Annotated in this window: 17 protein-coding genes and 3 pseudogenes; 10 read left to right on the top strand and 10 right to left on the bottom strand. The window is 42.8% G+C overall.

Annotated elements, in window-relative coordinates; all coding sequences use genetic code 11:
- Positions 1-202: 202 nt before the first annotated feature.
- The 5 genes and pseudogenes from sigK (ICC18_RS31930) to ICC18_RS31910 form a co-directional block, all read right to left on the bottom strand.
- Positions 203-742 carry an RNA polymerase sporulation sigma factor SigK gene (gene sigK, locus ICC18_RS31930; RefSeq protein WP_188178447.1) on the bottom strand — a complete coding sequence of 180 codons (540 nt, stop codon included), beginning with the start codon at positions 740-742 and terminating at the stop codon, positions 203-205.
- A gap of 449 nt (positions 743-1,191) precedes the next feature.
- Positions 1,192-1,473 carry a hypothetical protein gene (locus tag ICC18_RS31925; protein WP_188178446.1) on the bottom strand — a complete coding sequence of 94 codons (282 nt, stop codon included), beginning with the start codon at positions 1,471-1,473 and terminating at the stop codon, positions 1,192-1,194.
- A gap of 148 nt (positions 1,474-1,621) precedes the next feature.
- On the bottom strand, positions 1,622-1,963 hold the full coding sequence (locus tag ICC18_RS31920; RefSeq protein WP_188178445.1) for a helix-turn-helix domain-containing protein: 342 nt from the start codon (positions 1,961-1,963) through the stop codon (positions 1,622-1,624).
- A 742-nt stretch (positions 1,964-2,705) separates the two neighbouring features.
- Positions 2,706-3,209, bottom strand: a pseudogene (gene sigK / locus ICC18_RS31915) (RNA polymerase sporulation sigma factor SigK); the annotation flags it as partial.
- A gap of 131 nt (positions 3,210-3,340) precedes the next feature.
- Positions 3,341-3,577: pseudogene (locus tag ICC18_RS31910) on the bottom strand (helix-turn-helix domain-containing protein); the annotation flags it as partial.
- 190 nt (positions 3,578-3,767) lie between these two features.
- Here ICC18_RS31910 and ICC18_RS31905 point away from each other — a divergent pair.
- The 5 genes from ICC18_RS31905 (at position 3,768) to ICC18_RS31885 (ending at position 9,825) form a co-directional block, all read left to right on the top strand.
- Positions 3,768-5,264 carry a spore germination protein gene (locus ICC18_RS31905; protein WP_188178443.1) on the top strand — a complete coding sequence of 499 codons (1,497 nt, stop codon included), beginning with the start codon at positions 3,768-3,770 and terminating at the stop codon, positions 5,262-5,264.
- An 18-nt stretch (positions 5,265-5,282) separates the two neighbouring features.
- Complete coding sequence (locus ICC18_RS31900; protein WP_188178442.1) at positions 5,283-6,362, top strand: Ger(x)C family spore germination protein; 1,080 nt, start codon at positions 5,283-5,285, stop codon at positions 6,360-6,362.
- Positions 6,363-6,427: 65 nt separating this feature from the next.
- A complete protein-coding gene (locus ICC18_RS31895) occupies positions 6,428-7,531 on the top strand; it encodes a GerAB/ArcD/ProY family transporter (protein ID WP_223193053.1) in 1,104 nt (367 codons plus the stop codon).
- A 291-nt stretch (positions 7,532-7,822) separates the two neighbouring features.
- Positions 7,823-8,875: a helix-turn-helix transcriptional regulator gene (locus ICC18_RS31890; protein ID WP_188178440.1), complete on the top strand. Its 1,053-nt coding sequence runs from the start codon at positions 7,823-7,825 to the stop codon at positions 8,873-8,875.
- Between the two features lie 155 nt (positions 8,876-9,030).
- Entirely contained in the window at positions 9,031-9,825 is a 795-nt protein-coding gene (locus ICC18_RS31885; RefSeq protein WP_188178439.1) for an SDR family NAD(P)-dependent oxidoreductase, read from the top strand.
- Between the two features lie 148 nt (positions 9,826-9,973).
- Here ICC18_RS31885 and ICC18_RS31880 read toward each other — a convergent pair whose 3' ends face one another.
- Positions 9,974-10,780, bottom strand: coding sequence for a collagen-like domain-containing protein (locus ICC18_RS31880; protein WP_223193051.1), 807 nt, complete (start codon positions 10,778-10,780; stop codon positions 9,974-9,976).
- Positions 10,781-11,536: 756 nt separating this feature from the next.
- On the opposite strand from ICC18_RS31880, the pseudogene ICC18_RS31875 reads away from it, so the two are divergent.
- Positions 11,537-11,818: pseudogene (locus tag ICC18_RS31875) on the top strand (transposase); the annotation flags it as partial.
- Positions 11,819-12,041: 223 nt separating this feature from the next.
- Here the strand turns inward: ICC18_RS31875 and ICC18_RS31870 are convergent.
- Together ICC18_RS31870 and ICC18_RS31865 are read right to left on the bottom strand one after the other, a co-directional pair.
- A complete protein-coding gene (locus ICC18_RS31870) occupies positions 12,042-13,025 on the bottom strand; it encodes a hypothetical protein (protein ID WP_188178438.1) in 984 nt (327 codons plus the stop codon).
- A gap of 154 nt (positions 13,026-13,179) precedes the next feature.
- On the bottom strand, positions 13,180-13,872 hold the full coding sequence (locus ICC18_RS31865; RefSeq protein WP_188178437.1) for a hypothetical protein: 693 nt from the start codon (positions 13,870-13,872) through the stop codon (positions 13,180-13,182).
- 363 nt (positions 13,873-14,235) lie between these two features.
- On the opposite strand from ICC18_RS31865, the gene ICC18_RS31860 reads away from it, so the two are divergent.
- From ICC18_RS31860 to ICC18_RS31850, 3 genes are read left to right on the top strand one after another with little or no spacing between them, the layout of a single operon-like run.
- Positions 14,236-14,931: a response regulator transcription factor gene (locus ICC18_RS31860; RefSeq protein ID WP_188178436.1), complete on the top strand. Its 696-nt coding sequence runs from the start codon at positions 14,236-14,238 to the stop codon at positions 14,929-14,931.
- A 4-nt stretch (positions 14,932-14,935) separates the two neighbouring features.
- Entirely contained in the window at positions 14,936-16,396 is a 1,461-nt protein-coding gene (locus ICC18_RS31855) for a sensor histidine kinase (protein ID WP_188178435.1), read from the top strand.
- A complete protein-coding gene (locus tag ICC18_RS31850; RefSeq protein ID WP_188178434.1) occupies positions 16,389-17,540 on the top strand; it encodes a TolB-like translocation protein in 1,152 nt (383 codons plus the stop codon). The genes ICC18_RS31855 and ICC18_RS31850 overlap by 8 nt, the downstream gene beginning before the upstream one ends.
- A 452-nt stretch (positions 17,541-17,992) precedes the next feature.
- Here ICC18_RS31850 and ICC18_RS31845 read toward each other — a convergent pair whose 3' ends face one another.
- Together ICC18_RS31845 and ICC18_RS31840 are read right to left on the bottom strand one after the other, a co-directional pair.
- On the bottom strand, positions 17,993-18,370 hold the full coding sequence (locus ICC18_RS31845; protein WP_188178433.1) for an alpha/beta hydrolase-fold protein: 378 nt from the start codon (positions 18,368-18,370) through the stop codon (positions 17,993-17,995).
- 1 nt (position 18,371) lies between these two features.
- The gene (locus ICC18_RS31840; protein WP_188178432.1) at positions 18,372-18,893 is read right to left on the bottom strand and encodes an alpha/beta hydrolase family protein; all 522 of its coding nucleotides are present in this window, start codon (positions 18,891-18,893) and stop codon (positions 18,372-18,374) included.
- Between the two features lie 890 nt (positions 18,894-19,783).
- Here ICC18_RS31840 and cdaS point away from each other — a divergent pair.
- A complete protein-coding gene (gene cdaS, locus ICC18_RS31835) occupies positions 19,784-20,413 on the top strand; it encodes a sporulation-specific diadenylate cyclase CdaS (protein WP_188178431.1) in 630 nt (209 codons plus the stop codon).
- Positions 20,414-20,485: the final 72 nt, after the last annotated feature.

Genomic DNA, 20,485 nt, shown 5'->3' with positions numbered 1-20,485 from the left:
CCCCCCGGTTTTTTATTAATTTTAAAAAAATGTCCCCACACTCTTTAAACTTTTTTTAAATTTTTCCATTATTTGGGTTCCATTTTACCCCCCCCCCCCCCCCCCCCTCTCTTTTCACCGCCTCATCAGCGCCCGGCTTCTCGATCCGCGACACAATAGTAAATCGGTTATTCCCCAAAACTTCAATATTTGTGATAACTTATTAACGCTTCGCCTTATAAAACTCATGATAAAGCTTCATAAGCGCCCGCTTCTCAATCCTTGAAACATAACTCCGCGAGATCCCCAACTCCTTCGCAATCTCCCGCTGCGTCCGTTCCTCACCACCAAGCTCCAACCCAAACCTGCCCACCACTACTTCTTTTTCCCGATCATCCAATATATCTAAATTTTTATAAATCTTCGACTTCTCAATCTTCAGCTGCACCTTATCCACGACATCGTCGGCCTCCGTACCGAGGATATCGATCAACGTAATCTCATTCCCCTCTTTGTCCGTGCCGATCGGATCGTGCAAGGACACATCCTTGCGCGTTTTTTTCAGCGACCGCAGATGCATCAGGATCTCGTTCTCGATACAGCGCGCTGCAAACGTTGCCAGCTTCGTACCCTTATTAGGCGAGAACGACTCGATCGCCTTGATCAATCCGATCGTCCCGATCGAGATCAAATCCTCCAAATCTTCTCCAGTATTGTCGAATTTTTTGACGTTATGGACACAAAGCAAGGTAAAATTCTTCATCTGAACGTCCTTCGCTTATTTGGCATACATCTTTCCACAGGTAGAGAAGTTGAACGCTTAATTAGGCATGCGATTGAGGTATGTTGGACAAGATTAATTTAATCGTAGATAAGATTAAATCAGAATAAAAAAGTAAATCCCGTGGAATCTCAATACAGATCCTCGGGATTTTCATATTTCATCGTTTTATTTAGATAGCATTGCTTCCTCATAATTAATTTTTCTAATTCAAATCTTTACAGTTTCAAGTATGATTACGACTAAATAAATTGAATTTGATTCAATTATCATACAATGTACTTTAATAAATAATCTATTCTGTATTCATTCAAAAAATGCACATACTATGTCTGAACTCCAAATGTATATTAGTTTATTTTTGGTCTAGGTACGTTCGAGATATATTCGAACGCACCGCCAAAAATAATATTATTTTCAAAGTTAAGATTTTATTCTGGAACGATCTTACCTTCTTTTACTGTTAACCATATCAGTTTTCCTTTATTATTCATTAGTCTTACTTTTATTACATCCCACTCAATTGGAAGTCCTCCACATTCTTCGATTCGACTAACATTTAGCCCTACATAAAACACTACTTCATTTTTAATTTCTGCAAATCCCAAACGATGTATTGGTAGATAAACATATCTACTATCTACTCGTCCGGCATTTTCCAGTTGCATTTCTTCTAAGAAAGTTTCTTCAACTTCTGTATGTTCTAGACTCATAACATTTATCTCACCACCTCCATAAAGCCCAAAATTAATTCCACCTTAGAATTTTACAATATCCCTAGTATCACATACTGTCGAATGCTCTGCTTAATAATAAAAATTTGAAAAAGAAAAACACTCTTTTGGGAGTGTCTTTAGTGACTTACTGATTCATATATTGCTGACCAAACATTACAGTAACCATCTCTTTTAATTTAATACGATCGCTCATACTCATTTCTTTTCCATTCAATGTAATTATGTACTTATCGTTTGAAAGAATAAAAGTCAGATCTATTTTATTGGAATTATCAACCGATAGATTCAGTAACTCATCAATTGAAATATTATGAAATAATGCAAGTTTTTTTAAAGTTTCAGTTTCCGGAAGCCTTCTACCTACTTCATATTGAGCATAAGTCGATCTTGGAATATTTAATAACTCTGCCATTTCATACTGGGATAAATTTTTACTCTTCCTTAATGAAGTCAGTAATTCTTTCACTAGTAGCCTCCTATCATAAAGAAAGTAAGAGCACAATTTTATTATACAGTCGCATGATGCAACTAACAACAAATAAAAGCCGACACAAAGAGCAACCAATTCATATAATAATGTTGCTTTATGCGACCATTCTGCTATAATAGGATTTACCTTACAAAAATTGGAGATGATTTGATGCATATAACAACTGAAGAAATTATCTATTACTCCTTAGATGATAATGACAATAACGTTGAATATGTTATCCCGTCAAATACTAGGGTTAAAGTAATAAAGAAAGGATATGAATTCTTCAGAATATCTTCCCCCTTAGGAAAGAGTCTCATTGTAAGATCAAATAGTATTGCTGAAGTGTATATTGAAGATATACTAAAAATGTTGGTAGATAGACTGATTAGTGCGAGCAATGAGTTATACCGATGCTAGATTATTAATTCGTTCTTTTTGCAACCTAAATAAGCCACGGCAAATGCCGCGGCTATTAGTTGCACAGAATAAATAATGCACAAAAGTTACGTTTCTTCATTTTTGCTATTTTCTTATTTTCACGAATCATTTTTCTCCACCCATTAGAAGAACGTTAGTTCTTAATATACTTTAGACATGAAACCTAGTGAACAATCAGGTAAATAATCAGCAGCTTGTACTAGTTTTCCAAAGTAAATATCTGCCCCGAGCTTTGCCTAAGGCAGATATTTTCTAACCTATCTGATGATAAGTTTAATTTTTAAACTGAGATAGCTCACCGCTTCGCCTTATAAAACTCATGATACAGCTTCATGAGCGCCCGCTTCTCAATCCGAGACACATAGGACCGCGAAATCCCCAGCTCCTTCGCAATCTCCCGCTGCGTCCGCTCTTCCCCACCAAGTTCCAGCCCGAACCTGCCCACCACGACTTCTTTCTCACGATCATCCAGTATATCTAAATTTTTATAGATCTTCGACTTCTCAATCTTCAGCTGCACCTTATCCACGACATCATCAGCTTCCGTACCGAGGATGTCGATCAACGTAATCTCATTCCCCTCTTTATCCGTTCCGATCGGGTCATGCAAGGACACATCCTTGCGCGTTTTCTTCAACGAACGCAGATGCATCAGGATCTCGTTCTCGATACAACGCGCCGCAAATGTCGCCAGCTTCGTGCCCTTGTTAGGCGAGAACGATTCGATCGCTTTGATCAATCCGATCGTCCCTATCGAGATCAAATCCTCCAGATCTTCTCCTGTATTGTCGAATTTTTGACGTTGTGGACACGAAGCAAGGTAATTTGCATATGCTCCATAAATGGAACAATGCTGCAACGCGGCTGCCTTGTATTTTAAGTTGCACTATGGTTTCCCGTTGAATAGTCTGTCATCAATTTCACTCTTTATTAGGTGAGTGTCCCAACGAAAATTTGATCTGTATTCCTCTCTATTTGCTCAAAGGTCTCCTTCAGTCGCTTTATGTCCGCCTTGGGGGGAAAACCAAACATACGAGAATATTCACGACTAAACTGAGATGCACTTTCATATCCAGCCCTATATGCAACCTCAGTAGCATCCGCCGACTCCATTAACAATAGGCTCCGGGCTTTTTGCAACCGAAGCTGTTTTTGAAATTGAGTGGGCTCATTGAGAGGATTAGGCAATCATTTAAGACAAATTAGATATCGAAGCGTGCTTTTTCATATTCGGCCAGTTTTTAGGGATGCCGTTCTTCATAGTTCAAAAGAGTAAGCCACTATTATGCAAAGCAAGAATAATTACGGTTATTGTGGAAAATATAGCATTATCAAAATAAAATTATGGGCTGAAAATATGATGAATAAGCTGAAAACGGACCTCAAGGACATCGATCAATTAAAAAATCTTTCCGTAAAATCGAGCGACTTTAAAACCATTCATATTTCTATTGCCGAGCAACAAGTAAGCATCTCATATTTCAAAACTTTGATCGATGAGAAGCTGCTGCAGTCCAATTTGATTCTTCCGGTGCAAAACCGCGCATTAGATTCCGAGCTCTGGCAGCTCGAGGATATAAAAGACTGGATTCCGATTGATGACGTAGAGATAACGGATCGGGTTGAAGACATCCAAGCGAAACTATTCAAAGGATATGCAATTGTTGAGCTTGATCAATACGATCGGAAATGTGTACTTGTTAATGTTGCGAGTAATGAAGGATTAAGAAAAAACAACGATACCGAAAACGAGTTCAGCGTTGTCGGACCGAAGGTCGGGTTTGTAGAGAACCTGGATACGAACATCCGCTTGTTAAGAGCGCAAATCAACATTCCAAACTTAATTGTAAAGGAAATAACGATCGGATCAACATCCAAAACAAAAGTCGCTATTATTTACATTGACGGGGTGACCAATGAACAGATCGTTCAAACCCTAGAGCAAAGGCTGAAGCAAATCGATTATGACATTATCTGGGATACATCCGTTTTGGACCAATTCATCTCGGACAACTCGTTCACGCCGTTTCCGTTATATTTGACTACGGAACGCCGAGACCGAGTAGTGTATTCCCTGATCAGCGGACATGTCGCGTTCGTAAGCGACGGGTCGCCTTATTTTGTTACGGCACCCTCTACATTGTTTGAGTTTTTCATTTCCCCGGAAGATTATTATTTGCCTTGGATCTTGGGTTCTTTTTTTAGGCTGATTCGAATTTTCGGGGTTATTTTTTCTTTATTTGCAACGTCAATGTATATCGCCATAACCACTTTCCATTACGAGGTTATCCCGAGGAATTTGTTGGAGCCGCTAATTTTTTCCAGAAAAAATGTCCCGTTCCCCCCTCTGATTGAAGTTCTTTTCTTGGAAATAACAATCGAATTTCTCCGGGAAGCCGGCGCCAGATTGCCGACAAAGATCGGTCAAACATTAGGCATCGTAGGAGGGATTATTATTGGACAAGCTACTGTCCAAGCCGGTTTGACAAGCAATATTCTGGTCATCATCGTCGCCTTCTCGGCGTTGGCCTCGTTTGCGACGCCGATTTATAAGATGTCGAATGCGATACGGTTTTTGCGTTTCCCTATGATCGTTATGTCAGCCTTATGGGGCGGAGTAGGCATGTTTATCGGGATTGTTTTTTTGCTCGTCCATATTACCCGTCTGACCTCATTAGGCTTTCCGTATATCGTGCCAATATATCCTTTACGGGTTCTGGATCTTAGGGACAGCTTTATTCGTCCGTCGTTTCAATTTCTTAATCATAGGCTGCGGTACTTAAGACCGCATTCTTTAATCAGGTACAAACCTGAGCCGGTTAGACGGAAGAAGAATGACTTTTACGACGAATGATGGGAGAAAGCGGGAACAATGGGTTTGAGAAAAACTTTTCTTTTTATCGTTCTAAGTACATTGATTACCGCATGCAACCAACAAAATATTGTGAATAATATTAAACTTGTCCAAACCGTCGGTTACGATGCCGTCGAGAATGGAGTACGAAGCGCTGTTGTTATTACCAATTACGAAGAAGCAGGAAAAGCTAAGTTAGAATTTTTCATAACGGAGCCGAACTCCATATACGACATCATGCCAAGGCTTAACACGAAACTTGATTTCCCGATTGAATACGGACAGCTGAGAATGGCATTGTTTGGAGAAACGTTCGCGCGCAAAGGTATCGAAACAGCAATCGCCAGTCTGATGCGCGATCCCAAAATATCGCTCAGAGCGCACCTCGGCGTTGCGGATCGAGACGCTTTGGAAATATTAAACGTAACCGAAAACAAACGTGATCCGTATTTTTTATTCGATATGATTGAGCAGAATATTAGGCGCGGAAATTTGCCGTTGATGAACCTTCACAAAACTTCTTTTAATTTTTTAGGCGAAGGACGGGATGTCTTCTTACCGTATTTCACAGTAGAACGCGGAGAAATAAAAATCGACGGTTTAGCTTTGTTCCAAGCCGGTAAATTCCAAACAAAAATCGGTTTAAAGGATGCATTCATACTGAAGATGCTGCTGGGAAACTCAAAGAATGGGAGCATCCTGGTTCCTGTCAGGCGACCAAATCAACAACGCGGCGATTTTTTCTTAATGAACAGTACCGGTTCTAAGACAACATATAAGGTGATTAGCATCGGACCTCCGGCATCCGTTTCAATCCGTGTGAAAATGGACGTACAAGTTAGACATGCTCCTACATGGATCGATCTTAGATCGGAGGATGAACGTGCACAGCTTGAGAAAATTATGGAGGCATACATTGAAAAAGAAATTCAAAAGTTTGTATCATTATGCAAAAGAAATAACGTGGACCCGGTAGGTTTCGGCGATCAGATAAGAAGCAGATCATATCAATGGGATGCTCGAGATTTTGAAGAGCATTATGATGCATTAAAAACGACGGTAAGCGTTAAAGTTACCGTTGTCCAGACCGGCCGGTGAGGAATGGCAGCACTGTATGTTTGAGAGGCGGGATTTGTGTGAGAAATGAAATCAGCGAAAAATACATGGTATCTCCCTACTTAATCATTTTTCCTCTTTATTCCAGCATTGTCGGGGTTGGAATTATCACTTACCAAAGAAAGTTAATCGTGCATGCCGGATATAACGCATGGATATCCGTTATTATTACAAGTATTAGTATCCATATAATCTTATGGATAATTTATAACATATTATCGTCTAATCGTGACGGTCAAGAGATAATCACACTTAACAATACAATTTTCGGGAAATTTTGGGGTAATTTTTTAAACTCGGCGGTTGTTCTTTATTTTGTTTACGGGGCATTTGTTAAATTAAAAGTCTATATTGATATGGTTCAAGTGTGGTTATTTCCAGGAATAAACATTCTGCCCATCAGTATCATCTTCGCTGTCACTATATACTATGTTGTGTGCGGCGGATTCCGGTCGGTTACAGGAATCGGCGTTTGGACTATGTTGATTTCCTTGCCTTCCGTTATTCCGCAAGTCTTACTTACCTTGCCGTTCTTGCAACCCTTAAACTTGCTGCCGCTGCTGAACCATACGGCAACCGACATTTTACTGTCTTCGAAAAGTATGGTGTTTGAATATTTGGGGTTCGAGACTCTTCTTATATTTTATCCGTTTATAAAAACACCGGCAAAGTCGCAAAAATGGGCGCATAGTGTAGTGATATTTGTTACATTTTTGTATTTGATGATCTTAATCTTGACATTAATGTTTTTCAGCGAAGGTCAGCTGCCGTATGCCATATGGCCGACACTGGATATGATCAGTATCTTTGAAGTGCCGCTGCTCCAGAGACTTGAATACTTTTTCATTTCATTATGGTTTATAAATATTATAGCCGGTATTTCCGTTTACTTATGGGTGGCCTGCCGGGGAATGAAAACCGCTTTTCGCATTGGACAGCCACTCAGTTTGATTGTTTTTCTAATTGCGGCTGTGACGTTGAATTACTTCATTACGGATCGCAGCACCATTGATTGGATTTCCGAATTGTACGGAACCGTCGGACTTTATTTTATTTACGCGTATATCCCCTTTATGTTCGTATGCGTGCTTATAAGAAAAAGGTTTACGAGAAACAACAACTCAATTGACATAGAGGCACGGGCAGATTAGGCTAAACGGACGATCGACAAAACTTAGTTTTAGTTATGACTTTTTTAATGAAGCTGCCGGTACAAACGGCAGCTTCGTTACGTTAATGTAGACACTTATTACTAACGGACATCAGAGTATCCTTTTCTATGTGCACTTAAGATTTGGCGTAATTGGCAAGTGAAATGTCACTATATGCTAGTTACAGAGTGACATTAGGAAGGTATTATATTAACATTCCCGTCAACAAGCAGGACGCCAATCACAACCAGAGCTAATGAATATATAAGCAGCTAAAGGAGGACCATATGTATGACGTCTCATACCTCTGACCGTATTAAAATCCCGCCAGGATTTTGGGCAGGATTACGTCAATTAGGGATTGCCGCCCACGATGTAGTTCGTAAAGCACGACTGCCGCTCACCATTATTACTGAACCAGTTGCAGTCACCACCGCCCAATATTTCGCGATCTGGCAGGCTTATTCCGATCTCATTGGCGACACTGCCAAAGGAATCATCAAGCTTACGACCGTCTTTGAAACAGCGAAGTACCCACCGACCGTCTTAGCGACTTACCACGCTCGTGACTACCGCGACGCTCTAAACCGAATGGCTCGGTACAAACAACTGTGTCCCCCTGAAAGCTTACGTATCACAGAGGAGGGCGAGCACTGTACAATCGAACTGGAATGGCTGTATACCGAGCAACCCGGTCCGCCGATGCTGGTTGGTATCACGCTGGCAATTCTTCTGGAGCTTGGGCGCCGGGGCACCGGTCAACCTTTGACGGCGCGGTTCGTCGAGTTTTCGCACTCAATGGGCGATGTACAGGCCCTTGAAGCTTACTTCGGCTGCCGTATCAAGATTGGTGCAAAATGTAACCGGTTGACGCTACATCGAAGTGATCTGGACCGCCCCTTTGTCTCGTACAACGAAGAGTTGCTGGAGATCCTGACTCCCGTTCTGGACCGATCGTTGGATGAACAGCAGCGCAGCCGCTCAATTACTGAGATGGTCAAGTGGATCATGAAACGCAGCCTAACAGGAGGGCGCCCAGACATTCAGGCTGTCGCGAGCGAGTTGGGGATGAGCGATCGTACATTGCAGCGACGGCTTACTGACGAAGGCACGAGCTTCAAGCATCTGTTGACACAAGCTCGACAGGAGCAGGCACGAGAGTACTTGGCAGACCCCTCGCTCGATATTAAAGAAGTTGCATTCCTCCTTGGATATGAAGATCAGAACTCGTTCTACCGTGCCTTCCGCCTTTGGGAAGGTAATACTCCTTCAAATTGGCGTACTGAACATTTAGGTGCAAACTCGATATCTGAAGGACGGCTAGGAATACTGACTATTCATTAATAGAATTCCCAACCTGACCAATTCTACAGAGAGCTGATATTTACTGAGTTTTATCATTTGGCGTGATAAACAAGAACTTTGGCGCAATATGCTAGTTACTGAACAATCCAGACAAGGTAATATAGACACTATCCGGAGCACAAGGAGAAATGATTATGGATATGGGATTAAACAATAAAACAGCTTTAGTTACAGGATCAACGAAAGGTATAGGTAAAGCAATTGCCATTGAACTTGCCAAAGAAGGTGTTAATGTACTAATTAATGGACGAAATTATGAAGAGGTAGAACGAACTGTTAATGAAATTAAGTCAGATTTCCCGGCTACCTCTCCTCAAAATGCTACAGCCGATGTTGTGGATATTGGGCAAAGAGAAGTTTTATTTGAAAAATTCCCCAATATTGATATTTTAATTAACAATATGGGTATTTATGAAATTATGCAATATGAGGACGTTGACGATGAAGTATGGGAAAAATACTTCCGTACTAATGTTCTTGCTGCAAATGGATTATCTAAATTTTATTTACCTAAAATGTTGAAAAATGATTATGGCCGCATTATCTTTATTGCGAGTGAAGAAGCAATTATGCCTTCAGGACTAATGCCTCAGTATTCTATGACTAAATCAATGCTATTATCATTGTCAAAAAGCTTATCTAAGTTAACAATAGGAACAGAAGTTACAGTCAATACGATCATGCCAGGACCAACACTCTCTGAAAATGTGCATCAAATAATTGAGGGTATGTACCCGAATGAAGATATGACTTTTATAGAAAAAGAGAAAGAATTTATGACTACAAACCTACCTCAATCTGAAATACAGCGATTTATCAAGCCTATTGAAATAGGTAGACTAACTACATTTATATGTAGTCCTTATGCATCCGCATTTAAAGGTTCTCCAATCCGTATGGATGGGGGAATGGTACCGACTATTTTTTAACATTTTTTCTATTTCAAATATTGTATTAGGGTATGTTTGTTCCAAAATTGCCGTTATTTATGGTACGGCTCAGCTTAACGTGTCCATCGGCGATCATAGCCCTGTTTTATATTACATTTTTATCGAAAAACACTGTATTTCTTTTCCTCTATGCAATTTGCGTAATAACAAGGTGTGCGGAAACTGGCCTTGTTCCTCCAGCTAATGGAGTGATCGTGAGTGCCGCGGCATTGCCAGCAGGATTTCGAACTGTGAGTTGAGAAGTACCTGTTGCACGCCCGACCACCGTATAAGCCAGGTCAGCGCCGTTGAGTGTTAAAATGAGTTGACCCGGTTCATTTACACCTACCTGAAACAGAACCTGATAAGTACCAATTGTAGCCAGGTTAAATGAGCTCGCATTTACACGCGTAATTTCAGTCCCACTGATTGGACCATCTTGCGGAAAACTTACGTCCGTGTTGGGAGCAACAGTTGCTGCATTATCAGGAGGCATCAAGGCAAAAAAATCTGCAAAGCCTAATACTCCACCTGTCGGCCCTGCGGGTCCCGCTGGACCCGTTGCGCCTGCTGGTCCCGCTGGTCCTGCCAGCCCTGCTGCACCAATCGCTCCGGCAAGTCCTGCTATTCCTTGAGGACCTAGTGCTCCTGCAAGTCCTTCGGGTCCAAGTGCGCCAATTGCTCCTACAAGTCCTGCTATTCCTTGGGGTCCCAGTGCGCCGGCAAGTCCCTCAGGTCCAAGTGCGCCAATTGCTCCTACAAGTCCTGCTATTCCTTGGGGTCCAAGTGCACCCGCAAGTCCCTCGGGTCCAAGTGCGCCAATCGCTCCTACAAGTCCTGCTATTCCTTGGCGTCCAAATGCTCCGGCAAGCCCTTCGGGTCCAGCCTCTGCAATTGCTCCCGCAAGTTCTTGAAGTAATTGCTGTCCTTTAGGCGGGGGACACGGTACCCGCACTATTTTTTTATAACTCGACGGCGAGGTTTCTCCTTTTTTCCTTTTGAACGGTATACCATTACGGTTTTCTTTTTACATCGTTTATTTCTATCCAGACAACTCAACAACGACACCTCCCTATAAATATGGTTCAGTGTACGTGGGTCGTTTAATTCAGGCATGGACTAATACCCTGCAATTGGCTGGAATTTTTTAGAATAGTGGGTTTATGGTAGAGTAGTGTTATACCATAAACACCAACACTTTTCAGTTATGATTACCTTTCGGCATCAGAGAAGTGCTGAAGAATGAACTGAGAGTTTGCAACGGTAGAACGAAATCCCTCTAAGGAAGCAACAAGATGACCAGCCACTTTGTACGTTTTGAGATCCTTGTCCAGTCGTCCTTTCGATACTAGGAGCACCTTAATGATTCAATATTGAAGAAAATTCTTAGCTCAGCATCAGCTAGAGATTGATTTATTCATTTAGGAAATCACCCTCATATACTTCTTTTACCGCATTTTCAATCGTGAAGTTGTACCAACTTGAAAGAGTTTAGCGGTCTCCCTAAGCGTAGTTTCCCCTCTAACCAGGTCTGAAGAGCAGATAAATTTATACTCGATCGAGTAGTTGCTTGTCGACATAAAACAAGCCTTCCATACGATAAACAGATTTTCGTTATTTCATCTGTCTACCTTATGGGGAGCTTATCACTATGGATTAGCCACGATTATTTTAGTGCCCAAGTCACATCAGTTAGATTCAGGCCAATCCTCGATCATTGCAACGCCAAGCGGTGAAAGGCTCCAATGTCACTAGGGACATCACATGCCAATTGGGGATGGAACAGTGCCGATCCGAAAAGCGGCATCGCGTTGAGTTTTTTTATGATGACCACGGATATCAGATTCGTGTGGTTACGAATTTGCGCCACGTGTTATCTGAACAAATCGCAGCGATCTATATCTATAAAGCACGCTGGGGCATAGAAGTGTTCTTTCGATGGATCAAACAACATCTGATTATCCCTACCTTATTAGGTACGACTGAAAATGCGGCTTCAATGGTTGCACAGCAGCATCCGGCCCTCCATCATCACGTGCAAATCACTCGCAATCGTTTCGTTTGTCCGTTTATTCCTTCTCGATAGGCTTTCTCCTGAATGAAATGTTGCGATTTCTATGCTTTTGAACAGATATATTTTCGGCCTGTAAACAGAATTTAAAGGGGCAGCCCCGAAGTCATTTCGACTTTGGGACCGCCCCTCCACGCAGGTTTCCTTATTTAAATAAATTTATGACAATATCAGCCTGCTCCTGTGTGATGGTGCCATCGACTACGATGCCTGCCAGGGCTTCTTTCAGCCTCTCCTCTTCGCTTTTATTTTCATCAAAGCCGTTTTGTTTAGCTTGGCCAAGAGCCGTTTCAATGGCTGTACGTTGGGCTTCTGTAATCGTCCCTTCACTTACGAGATCAGCCATCGGATTAGGCAACTTGCCTCCAATCGGGAGATGCGGGTTGTTAGTCTTCACTTCTTCGGATGTATAATCCTTCAGATTCATGTCGCTGATATCAAACAGTTCCTGATCTCTGTCCTTCCGGTCATATTCATACGTAAAAGTATTTCGAAGCACCATTTCCCCACTCTTCTCCTCATGAACCTCACTCTTTACCGGAAGTCCGGTTGCTGCATCCAGATAAACTGTTTCTCTAATTTTGACTTTCTTCATATTTTCTGCAGATGTACCTTCGTGTGAGATACGATCTATCGTTACTTTTTTAAGTTTTTTGCCATCCTCTGCTACTGTACCGGCATTTTTCCATTCAGGCTTTTGATATTCTTTTGCCATTAGCTCATAAAATGGACCACTTGGAGCACTGTCTTCCGGAGCTTCGGTTACCATGCTGCCGTCTGTAATGTTACCTTTCTCATCTTTTACTACCTTGGCTGAAGTTGTCCCATTGTAAAGGGAGTAAAAACTCATGCTGCCTCCTTCAAAATGTGCATCTGTTCTTTGATTGTAAGTAAGCGGATCTCCCCAGGTTTCCTCATAGCCAAGAGAATCTCCATTTGCTTCATAACCAGATTTTTTCAGATATTGCAGCAACAGCGAATTCTTTCCCGAAGCAGCAGAATCTGCTGCTACAGCGCTAACGACAGCTGGTTTGATCGACTGGTCAGCAGAATTGACTGCTACCAGTGCATTAGTTGGGGCAAGGGCGATAGTGGTCATAACGGATGCAGCGATAATTGTTTTTATCATAATAAAACTCTCCTTTTTGATTCATTATTATTTGGTGATCAAGCCGATCACCTTGATCTCAGTATAGAGGTCACATGTAACATTCCATCGGTTGGATGTATCTCACTTGTAAACAATTTAAATAAAATTATGATAGTCGCTTATCTTCTTATCTTTACTTTTCAGGAAGCTTTACACTATCCACATCGAACAAGGCGTTATCGGCCTTCAGCTTGTCATATTGATAGTTTACTTTAAACAGCAGTGTAGATTTCCCGCCCTTGATTGTGAAGATTGTGCCTTTAACCGGCAATCCGCTTTGGTTCAAAAAAATGTTCTCCTTATATTTAGTACCGACGGATGTATAAGTCTTGGTCAATTTTGTATAGGTGACTCCGTTTTCGGTAACCTTCTCCTGATTCTTCCATTCTTGTCGGGTGTAGCGCTCCTTCTCTATTGCAAAAATACTTATTGGCTTACTGGCTTGCGGATGGGTGTGCTTGGCTCCCTCTATGATCTTGCCGTCTGAATCCTTTCTATAGGAAACTCCTTGCTTTCCATTCATGATTTCTACCGTTGTTATCAGGTTATCCGGATCGTCTCCGGATGGCGTTGTGAGCACACCTTTGTAGCGGGAGGCTTTTGTATCCTGCCAGTCCTCCTGAACATTCACGATTTTACCGTCAGGGCTTAATACCGTTCTCTTCATATACTCTACACTGGCTGCTTCTACTCCCGTACTAGCTGGTTGGGCTGAGGCTGTGGATACCTTGGAAACGGCAGCATCTGCAGTGCCGACCAAAATTGCAGCAGATGTTGAAACGGCTACTACGGACATTACAGTTGCAGCAATTAATGTTTTATTCATAATAACAATCTCCTTTTCAAGATTTCATGAGGATATCACTTACGGTTTTCAACTATAGCGGGCAGATGGGCGAGACTTTAATGCAGGTGGATGGTGTGGTCAATCTGCATGACCTCCATATTTGGACCATCACCTCAGGTCTGAATTCGTTAAGCTACCACCTGCTGGCCGTTATCAGTTTTTTTTGTTCATGGTTATCTCTCCTTTTTGAACACAGGTTTTTGATGCGGTTTCGCATCATGCTTGCAGTCTAACTATCAACTGTTTCAGCCTATCGTTCATTTGTATCCAACTTGTAAAATCTGTTTCCTTCCATGCCTGACGCACGGAAAATCGTCTATAATGGAGGGGGAGGTTTTCATTATGGACCGTAAAAGAATTCTCATTATAGAAGACGAAGAATCCATTTCCGACTTGTTAGCCTACTCTCTCAGGAAAGAGGGGTTTGCTACCGATGTCGCTTCAACTGGCGAGCAGGGATTGAAAGCAATCACTGCCTTTCATCCACACGTCATTCTCCTGGATGTAATGCTCCCGGATATGAGCGGCTTCGATATCTGCAAAGGGGTGACAAATGAGTATACCATCCCCATTATCATGATCACGGCCAAGTCAGATACCGTTGACAAGATTCTGGGCATGGAATTGGGAGCTGATGATTATATAACAAAACCCTTTGAAATCCGCGAGGTCATCGTCAGAATCAAAGCTATTCTCCGAAGGATCGAGCTGACCTCGGAAACGACAGGAACCTATCGATTCGATGTCATACAACTGGGCCATGAGACCGAATTGTGCAAGGAAAAAAGAGAGGTTTGCAAACATGGAACGAGAGTGGAGCTTACCAATAAAGAATATGATCTTCTCGTTTTTTTGGCAGAAAACAGAGGTCGGATATTTACTCGAGGAGACTTGCTGGACAAGGTGTGGGGGTTTGAATTTGTGGGAGATACGCGGACAGTGGATATCCATGTCCAAAGACTGAGGAAGAAACTGGATGAGGGGAAGAGAACGTCCTTGATTGAAACCATCTTTGGCATTGGCTATAAAATGGTGTAAGCCTATGAAACTATCTATCCAATACAAGATCCTGCTGTCCTTCTCCATTGTCGCCTTTGTGGGATTGTCGTCGCTCCTTTTTGCAGCAGACCGGATCACAGCACAAAACGTCTCGCAACTCATCCACAAGGATATGATCGAGGCGCGAAAAACGTTAGATACCTATGTAATCCAATACTTTCTCCTGAATAATATGGTGCTGGATAAAATGACCCTCGACGCTGAAGCTGATCACTTGGCGAAGGGATTAAGCGCGCAGATGGAGGGCGATATTGCCATCTATGATTCCCACGGCAATCCCCGATCCGTTTCATTGCCTTTTGCGCAAGCCTCCGGTGACGACCTTGCAAAAGCGTTGACGTTGAAGGGGGAGACGGCCTATACGGTAACACATGGTGAAAATAAGGTTACCGCTGCACTCTCCTATCCGATTGAATCGAACAGTCAAATGCTAGGTATCATGAGATACAGCAAGGATTATACAGAGCTATATCAGTCGAATCGAAGGTTTACCTCCATTCTCAATCTGCTTGCCATCGGGATCTTTGTATTTATTCTGCTGACCTCTTTCGTCATCGCACGGCAAATTACCAAACCGATCCGCATACTTAGCAGAAGCACGGAGCAAATTTCTACCGGTGATTTCAATCTTGCTATCCAGATCGGCTCCAGGGATGAAATGGGTGAATTGGCCGACAGGTTTGGCAGGATGGCCCGAAGGATCGAGGGGCAAATCGAAATCATCAAAAAAGACAGAGATGCACTGAAGGAAGCTCAGGCGCAAAGCAAGGCATTTTTTGACAATGTCACACACGAGCTAAAAACGCCTCTTACATCCATTCTTGGCTATGCACAAGTCTTGAAGGATAATGGTTTTCACGACAAGGACTTTTTCGATAAGGGCATCTCTTACATCATCAACGAAAGCCATCGGCTGCATCGCATGGTAATCGACATTCTGCAGCTTTCCAAAGCCTCCTCCCATGAATTCGCCTATCATGTTGAAACCGTAGACCTATCGACGCTGATCAGGGATACCTGTGATGAAATGCGCTTGCGGGGAAAAAGGTTCAAGATCGAAATCAGCTGTGACGTTGCCGATGATCTTTTCCTTCAAGGGGACAAGGATAAATGCAAGGAAGTCCTGATCAACCTTCTCGACAACGCGATGAAATATGGAAAAGTGAACGCTACGATTCAAGTGGAAGCATTTAAACGTGAAGATGCTATTTTTCTCAAAGTGAAAGATCAAGGTGACGGAATCCCTGAAGAACACATCGCCCGAGTATTTGAGCCTTTTTACACGGTATCCCAACGAAAAGTCAGGGAAAAAGGCAGTGCAGGCTTGGGGCTGGCCATTGTCAAAAGCATCGTGGAAAGCCACGGCGGCCGCATCTGGATAAACAGCAAACCGGGAGAGGGAACAGAAGTGGTCATACAATTTGGAGGAGTACAAAATGGCTAGGATCGGACCAATCGAGAAATATCGAAGCTATCTCTTATTTGCTTCCATCTTGGGGATATTCCTCTCCGGTTTTTTTCTCCTGAACAGTTTGTTTGCATGGAACAGCAAGGACATTCGCACGGTAGTGCTGGACAAAAACTTGTTCCACAGGGAATCCCCAATCAATCGCGGCGAGGAGCTATCCATAAAAAAGGTGACAAAGCTTGATACTCCCTATCCGATCTGGGATGCCGGCCTGATCAATTCGCATTCTTTGGTATTGTCCATACCCGATTACGGCGCCAAAACCAAACAGGATAAACTGATTTCCCTTAACCTGAACACTAACACCTACACTGAATTATTTGCTGTAGGTGGTACTCACTTTCTCCTGTCGCCTGATGGAAAGAATTTATTTGCCCATGCTCCTCATTCGGTAAATGCAATTCCCAAAACTGCCGTATACGAAATACAGACAAAAGGTATCCAAAACACCTTTGACGGCCTACCCTTGTCCATGCTGCCCGACAGCAACCGATATTTGGGGCTGTCTGATGATTCTCTGTTTGTCCAGAATATCAATACGGGAGAGAGAATCATCGTAATGACCCTGGCAGATACCTCCCCAAAATCAGGAGTCCGCGAGAATTTGCAGCCAGAATGGTTTATCAAAATGGCGGATTTCATCATTCCCTCATTGGATGGACGCAGCGTTTATTTTTTGGGGCGATATGGAGACAGTACGGCACTATATAGGATTGATCTGACTACTGCCAATTCAGTGGATTTGCTTATTACGGGGGACATCTTGGATTTTGCACCTCTTGAGAATGGGAAACTGCTCATTTCCGGAACCATTAACGGCATAGACGGTCTATTTCTTTTTAACATGCAGGATAAAACGCATAAATTGCTGGCACAAGGGAACATCTCTGACGTGCACGTAGCTCCCGATGGCAAAATTGCGTATATCTCTGTTAAAGAAAAAAAAATCAGTGAACTGCATGTTGCCCGTTTGCTGGTCGATTCGATTGAACTTGATAAGCTCGTCTATAGCGACATGAAAAACATCAGCTTTCTAAAATGGGACCGTCTTGGCAACATGCTGTATTGCGTGAGTGTCGGTCTGAATGAAAGCAGCATTCTTCGCTTTTCTTTTTCTTAGATGGAAGCCTGATATAGCCGTTTATCAGCTAATCAGGCTTGTGCTCATAATGATTCAGAAATTCCGTATATTTCTTAAACCAGCACGTTGTTCATAATTTTTATCTTAAACAGTGTATTTACTCTTATGTAACTTTCTCCGGATTTTAATAAAGATGATCAGCTTGTTTTTGTAAAATAAGTCATCGGCAAACGTTTCTATTTTTATCCCTTTTCCTAAAATCCCCATAAATCACCCCGTTCTTTCGCCGTTCGACACCGCTAAGAAAGTGAAGAGCAGTTCAACCGTAAGCGGAAGAAACTGCTCCTCTCGGATTTACCCGACCTTTTACTTCGTCTGACTAAACAACCAATCACGAACGCCTTCAACACCGTAAGCATGATCAAAGGAATACATATGCTCGCTCGTTCCGACTGGAACGCTTGCCGGCAAGACCGTTCCCTTTTTCCACGTTACGAAATAAATACTGTTTCCTTCGCAAGCTCACTCTTCACCGCTGATGTGAACTGGTCGGCGGACCAGGTTGCGTCCCAAGTGGCCGTGCTCACTTTTGCCCCATCTTTCTGCAGGACAGGCAGCAGATCAGTCTGTCCGGCATATGCTTTGTCATCGCCTTCTGCGGCAAAGTAGAAGAACTTCTGACCTGCCAAAGAGGCAAGCTTGTTTACATCCCATTGACCGTCCACAAACATCTCTGCCGTAAACAGATCCGGATGTTCCGCGGCCAGAAGCATAACGGTCATGCATCCCATCGACTGTCCGGTTCCATAGATGCGATTATTGTCAATATTGTAGCTGGACTCTACAGAATCCATTAGTCTTGTGGTCATTTCAACAATTCATTCGTCGTATAGCTGCCAGAGTCATCGATAATGACATCCGGATATTCGGGCACCAGCACGAAGCTCTCATGTTTGGCCTGTTCCTCATCCCCCAGATCCCCCCCCCAGATCCCTGCTTCAAGGGGGCGGTGGTATCCTGGCCAATTACGCTGGAGTCCGCAATGAACAAGACCATTGGATACGATTTGGACGGGTCGTAATCATCCGGGATATACAGGTTATAGGCTAAGGTCTTGCCCGTTTCGGAATCAGTATATTCAAATTGTTGGAATTTCGGTTCTACATTCGCGATCATGCTTTGGAGCACCGTATCACCGCTTTTATCAACGGCACCGCCGCCCATCATTCCTCCGGGAGGGCCTCCTTGCAGATCGCCGCCTGCCTGCTCAGTGCTGCTTGCGGTATTCGAGACGCTTGCGTTGTCGCTTGATTCAGTTGCCGTCTGGGCAGATTCTGTGCCCGCTGAAGATTGAGACGAGTTCGAACCGCAACCCCCGAGCAATGACACCAAGAATACAGATGCTACACCGGCTGCGACTAATTCCTTTTTAACATGTTGTTACCCTCCACTTTGTTCGATGGTTTTCCTCGATGAAGACCATCGTGATTCATTTTTGTTGCGGTGAATGTATCCTTACTCTAGAATATTAAGCTTAAATCAACCTGAAATTGAACTGAGTCTTCTCTTAGTGTTAGTTACACTTCAGTAGTCAACCCCAACCTCCAAATCAAACACACCTTCCATAACGGAAGAGCGCCCGCAGCGCTGGTCGAACACGTCGACGGGTTCTTTCGGCAACTGGATGCCGAGTTGGCCAAGGACGAAGAGGGCACCTTCAGCCTCAACCAGCACAGGCCAAGCGGACGGCAGCTGGCGTTATATTATAGATCATCCCTTTGGCTCGGAGTTGCTTGAGCGATTAAGTCTTAATTCCAACAATCCGTAACGATGAATCAAGACTGACATAATGCTCGAGTTCATACTTAAAGGCTATATATTCTACTGCTAATTCGATCCTTCGCTTTACCACTATTTGTGGTACGGTTCACCATATCATAAATAAGGCGAAATTATTTATGATACCTTTCAACATTACAATCCAGAAATTTTTAGGCACTCAATTAGGGGTGCCTTTAGGCTGTCGATAAAATCGGCAGCCTTTAATTTTTTGCATATTATTTTAGCAGATCTCCGCGAGTCATGTGGTTCAATTCACCTTCAGTTGCATACATCGACAAGCAGCCGATTTCTGTTTTGATAGAACAACGGCTCTGTATGCATCGTTTGCCGCAGAACCGTTATAATAACGGTAATACCTCTGAAATTAGCTAAACATTGTTTTCACTAAGCATCGTTATTTGTGAAATAAAGTAAGAAGCATTATACGCGAGGTGGTTCGAATGCAACAAAATAATTGTGATGTATCCCCCGTTAAGGAACAGTTGAAGCAATATTTGCGGCATATCGTTGCTCAAATACAGAGAAGTTTAGATATGATAGATAATGAAAATTATTGCCTTTTAAGTGAATTTTACGAAACTCAAGAAAACTTCAAAAGAGTCGAATCCATAGCGGGTTCTTTCTATTTACAGTGTTATTTATCCTCCTTTACATCCAATTATTTAGACTTGTCGATTAGCATCAAGCACTTGTCCGAACGCCGGCAAGGCGCATTGATTGTGATTGAGAGAAACGATCCGCTGCAATCGAATATTCACTCCGGCATAACTGTTGAAGCTGCACTGACCCATTCGTTGTTGGAATCGATCTTTATTCCTGGCAGCCCGCTGCATGATGGCGCCGTATTGGTTCGAGGCGATCGCATTATTTCTGCTGCCAATGTCTTACCAGTATCAGATACGATGGTGATTGACAAAAAACTTGGAACTAGACACCGGGCCGCGATTGGGTTAACGGAAAAAACGGATGCTCTTGTACTTGTAGTTTCGGAGGAAACCGGTAATATATCCTTTGCCTATAGGGGGAAATTATACCCTCTCACTGTTCCCGAGTCGATTGGAGATCAGTAAGGACATCATCCGAACGAATGATATCTGCAGCACCCCATTCCTCTCGATACAGACTCCTCTACAACTGCGCCA

This window comes from Paenibacillus sedimenti, from assembly GCF_014534655.1.
In the GTDB taxonomy this organism is placed as follows: domain Bacteria; phylum Bacillota; class Bacilli; order Paenibacillales; family NBRC-103111; genus Paenibacillus_E; species Paenibacillus_E sedimenti.
The sequence above is the reverse complement of the archived record's forward strand: the minus strand, read 5'-3'. Positions and strand labels throughout refer to the sequence as shown.

Excerpts from the sequence above, each read along its gene's own strand:
- sigK (WP_188178447.1), bottom strand. The coding sequence starts at position 742 with ATGAAGAATTTTACCTTGCTTTGTGTCCATAACGTCAAAAAATTCGAC.
- ICC18_RS31925 (WP_188178446.1), bottom strand. The coding sequence starts at position 1,473 with ATGAGTCTAGAACATACAGAAGTTGAAGAAACTTTCTTAGAAGAAATG.
- ICC18_RS31905 (WP_188178443.1), top strand. The coding sequence starts at position 3,768 with ATGATGAATAAGCTGAAAACGGACCTCAAGGACATCGATCAATTAAAA.
- ICC18_RS31900 (WP_188178442.1), top strand. The coding sequence starts at position 5,283 with ATGGGTTTGAGAAAAACTTTTCTTTTTATCGTTCTAAGTACATTGATT.
- ICC18_RS31895 (WP_223193053.1), top strand. The coding sequence starts at position 6,428 with ATGGTATCTCCCTACTTAATCATTTTTCCTCTTTATTCCAGCATTGTC.
- ICC18_RS31890 (WP_188178440.1), top strand. The coding sequence starts at position 7,823 with ATGACGTCTCATACCTCTGACCGTATTAAAATCCCGCCAGGATTTTGG.
- ICC18_RS31885 (WP_188178439.1), top strand. The coding sequence starts at position 9,031 with ATGGATATGGGATTAAACAATAAAACAGCTTTAGTTACAGGATCAACG.
- ICC18_RS31870 (WP_188178438.1), bottom strand. The coding sequence starts at position 13,025 with ATGATAAAAACAATTATCGCTGCATCCGTTATGACCACTATCGCCCTT.
- ICC18_RS31865 (WP_188178437.1), bottom strand. The coding sequence starts at position 13,872 with ATGAATAAAACATTAATTGCTGCAACTGTAATGTCCGTAGTAGCCGTT.
- ICC18_RS31860 (WP_188178436.1), top strand. The coding sequence starts at position 14,236 with ATGGACCGTAAAAGAATTCTCATTATAGAAGACGAAGAATCCATTTCC.
- ICC18_RS31855 (WP_188178435.1), top strand. The coding sequence starts at position 14,936 with ATGAAACTATCTATCCAATACAAGATCCTGCTGTCCTTCTCCATTGTC.
- ICC18_RS31850 (WP_188178434.1), top strand. The coding sequence starts at position 16,389 with ATGGCTAGGATCGGACCAATCGAGAAATATCGAAGCTATCTCTTATTT.
- ICC18_RS31845 (WP_188178433.1), bottom strand. The coding sequence starts at position 18,370 with ATGACCACAAGACTAATGGATTCTGTAGAGTCCAGCTACAATATTGAC.
- cdaS (WP_188178431.1), top strand. The coding sequence starts at position 19,784 with ATGCAACAAAATAATTGTGATGTATCCCCCGTTAAGGAACAGTTGAAG.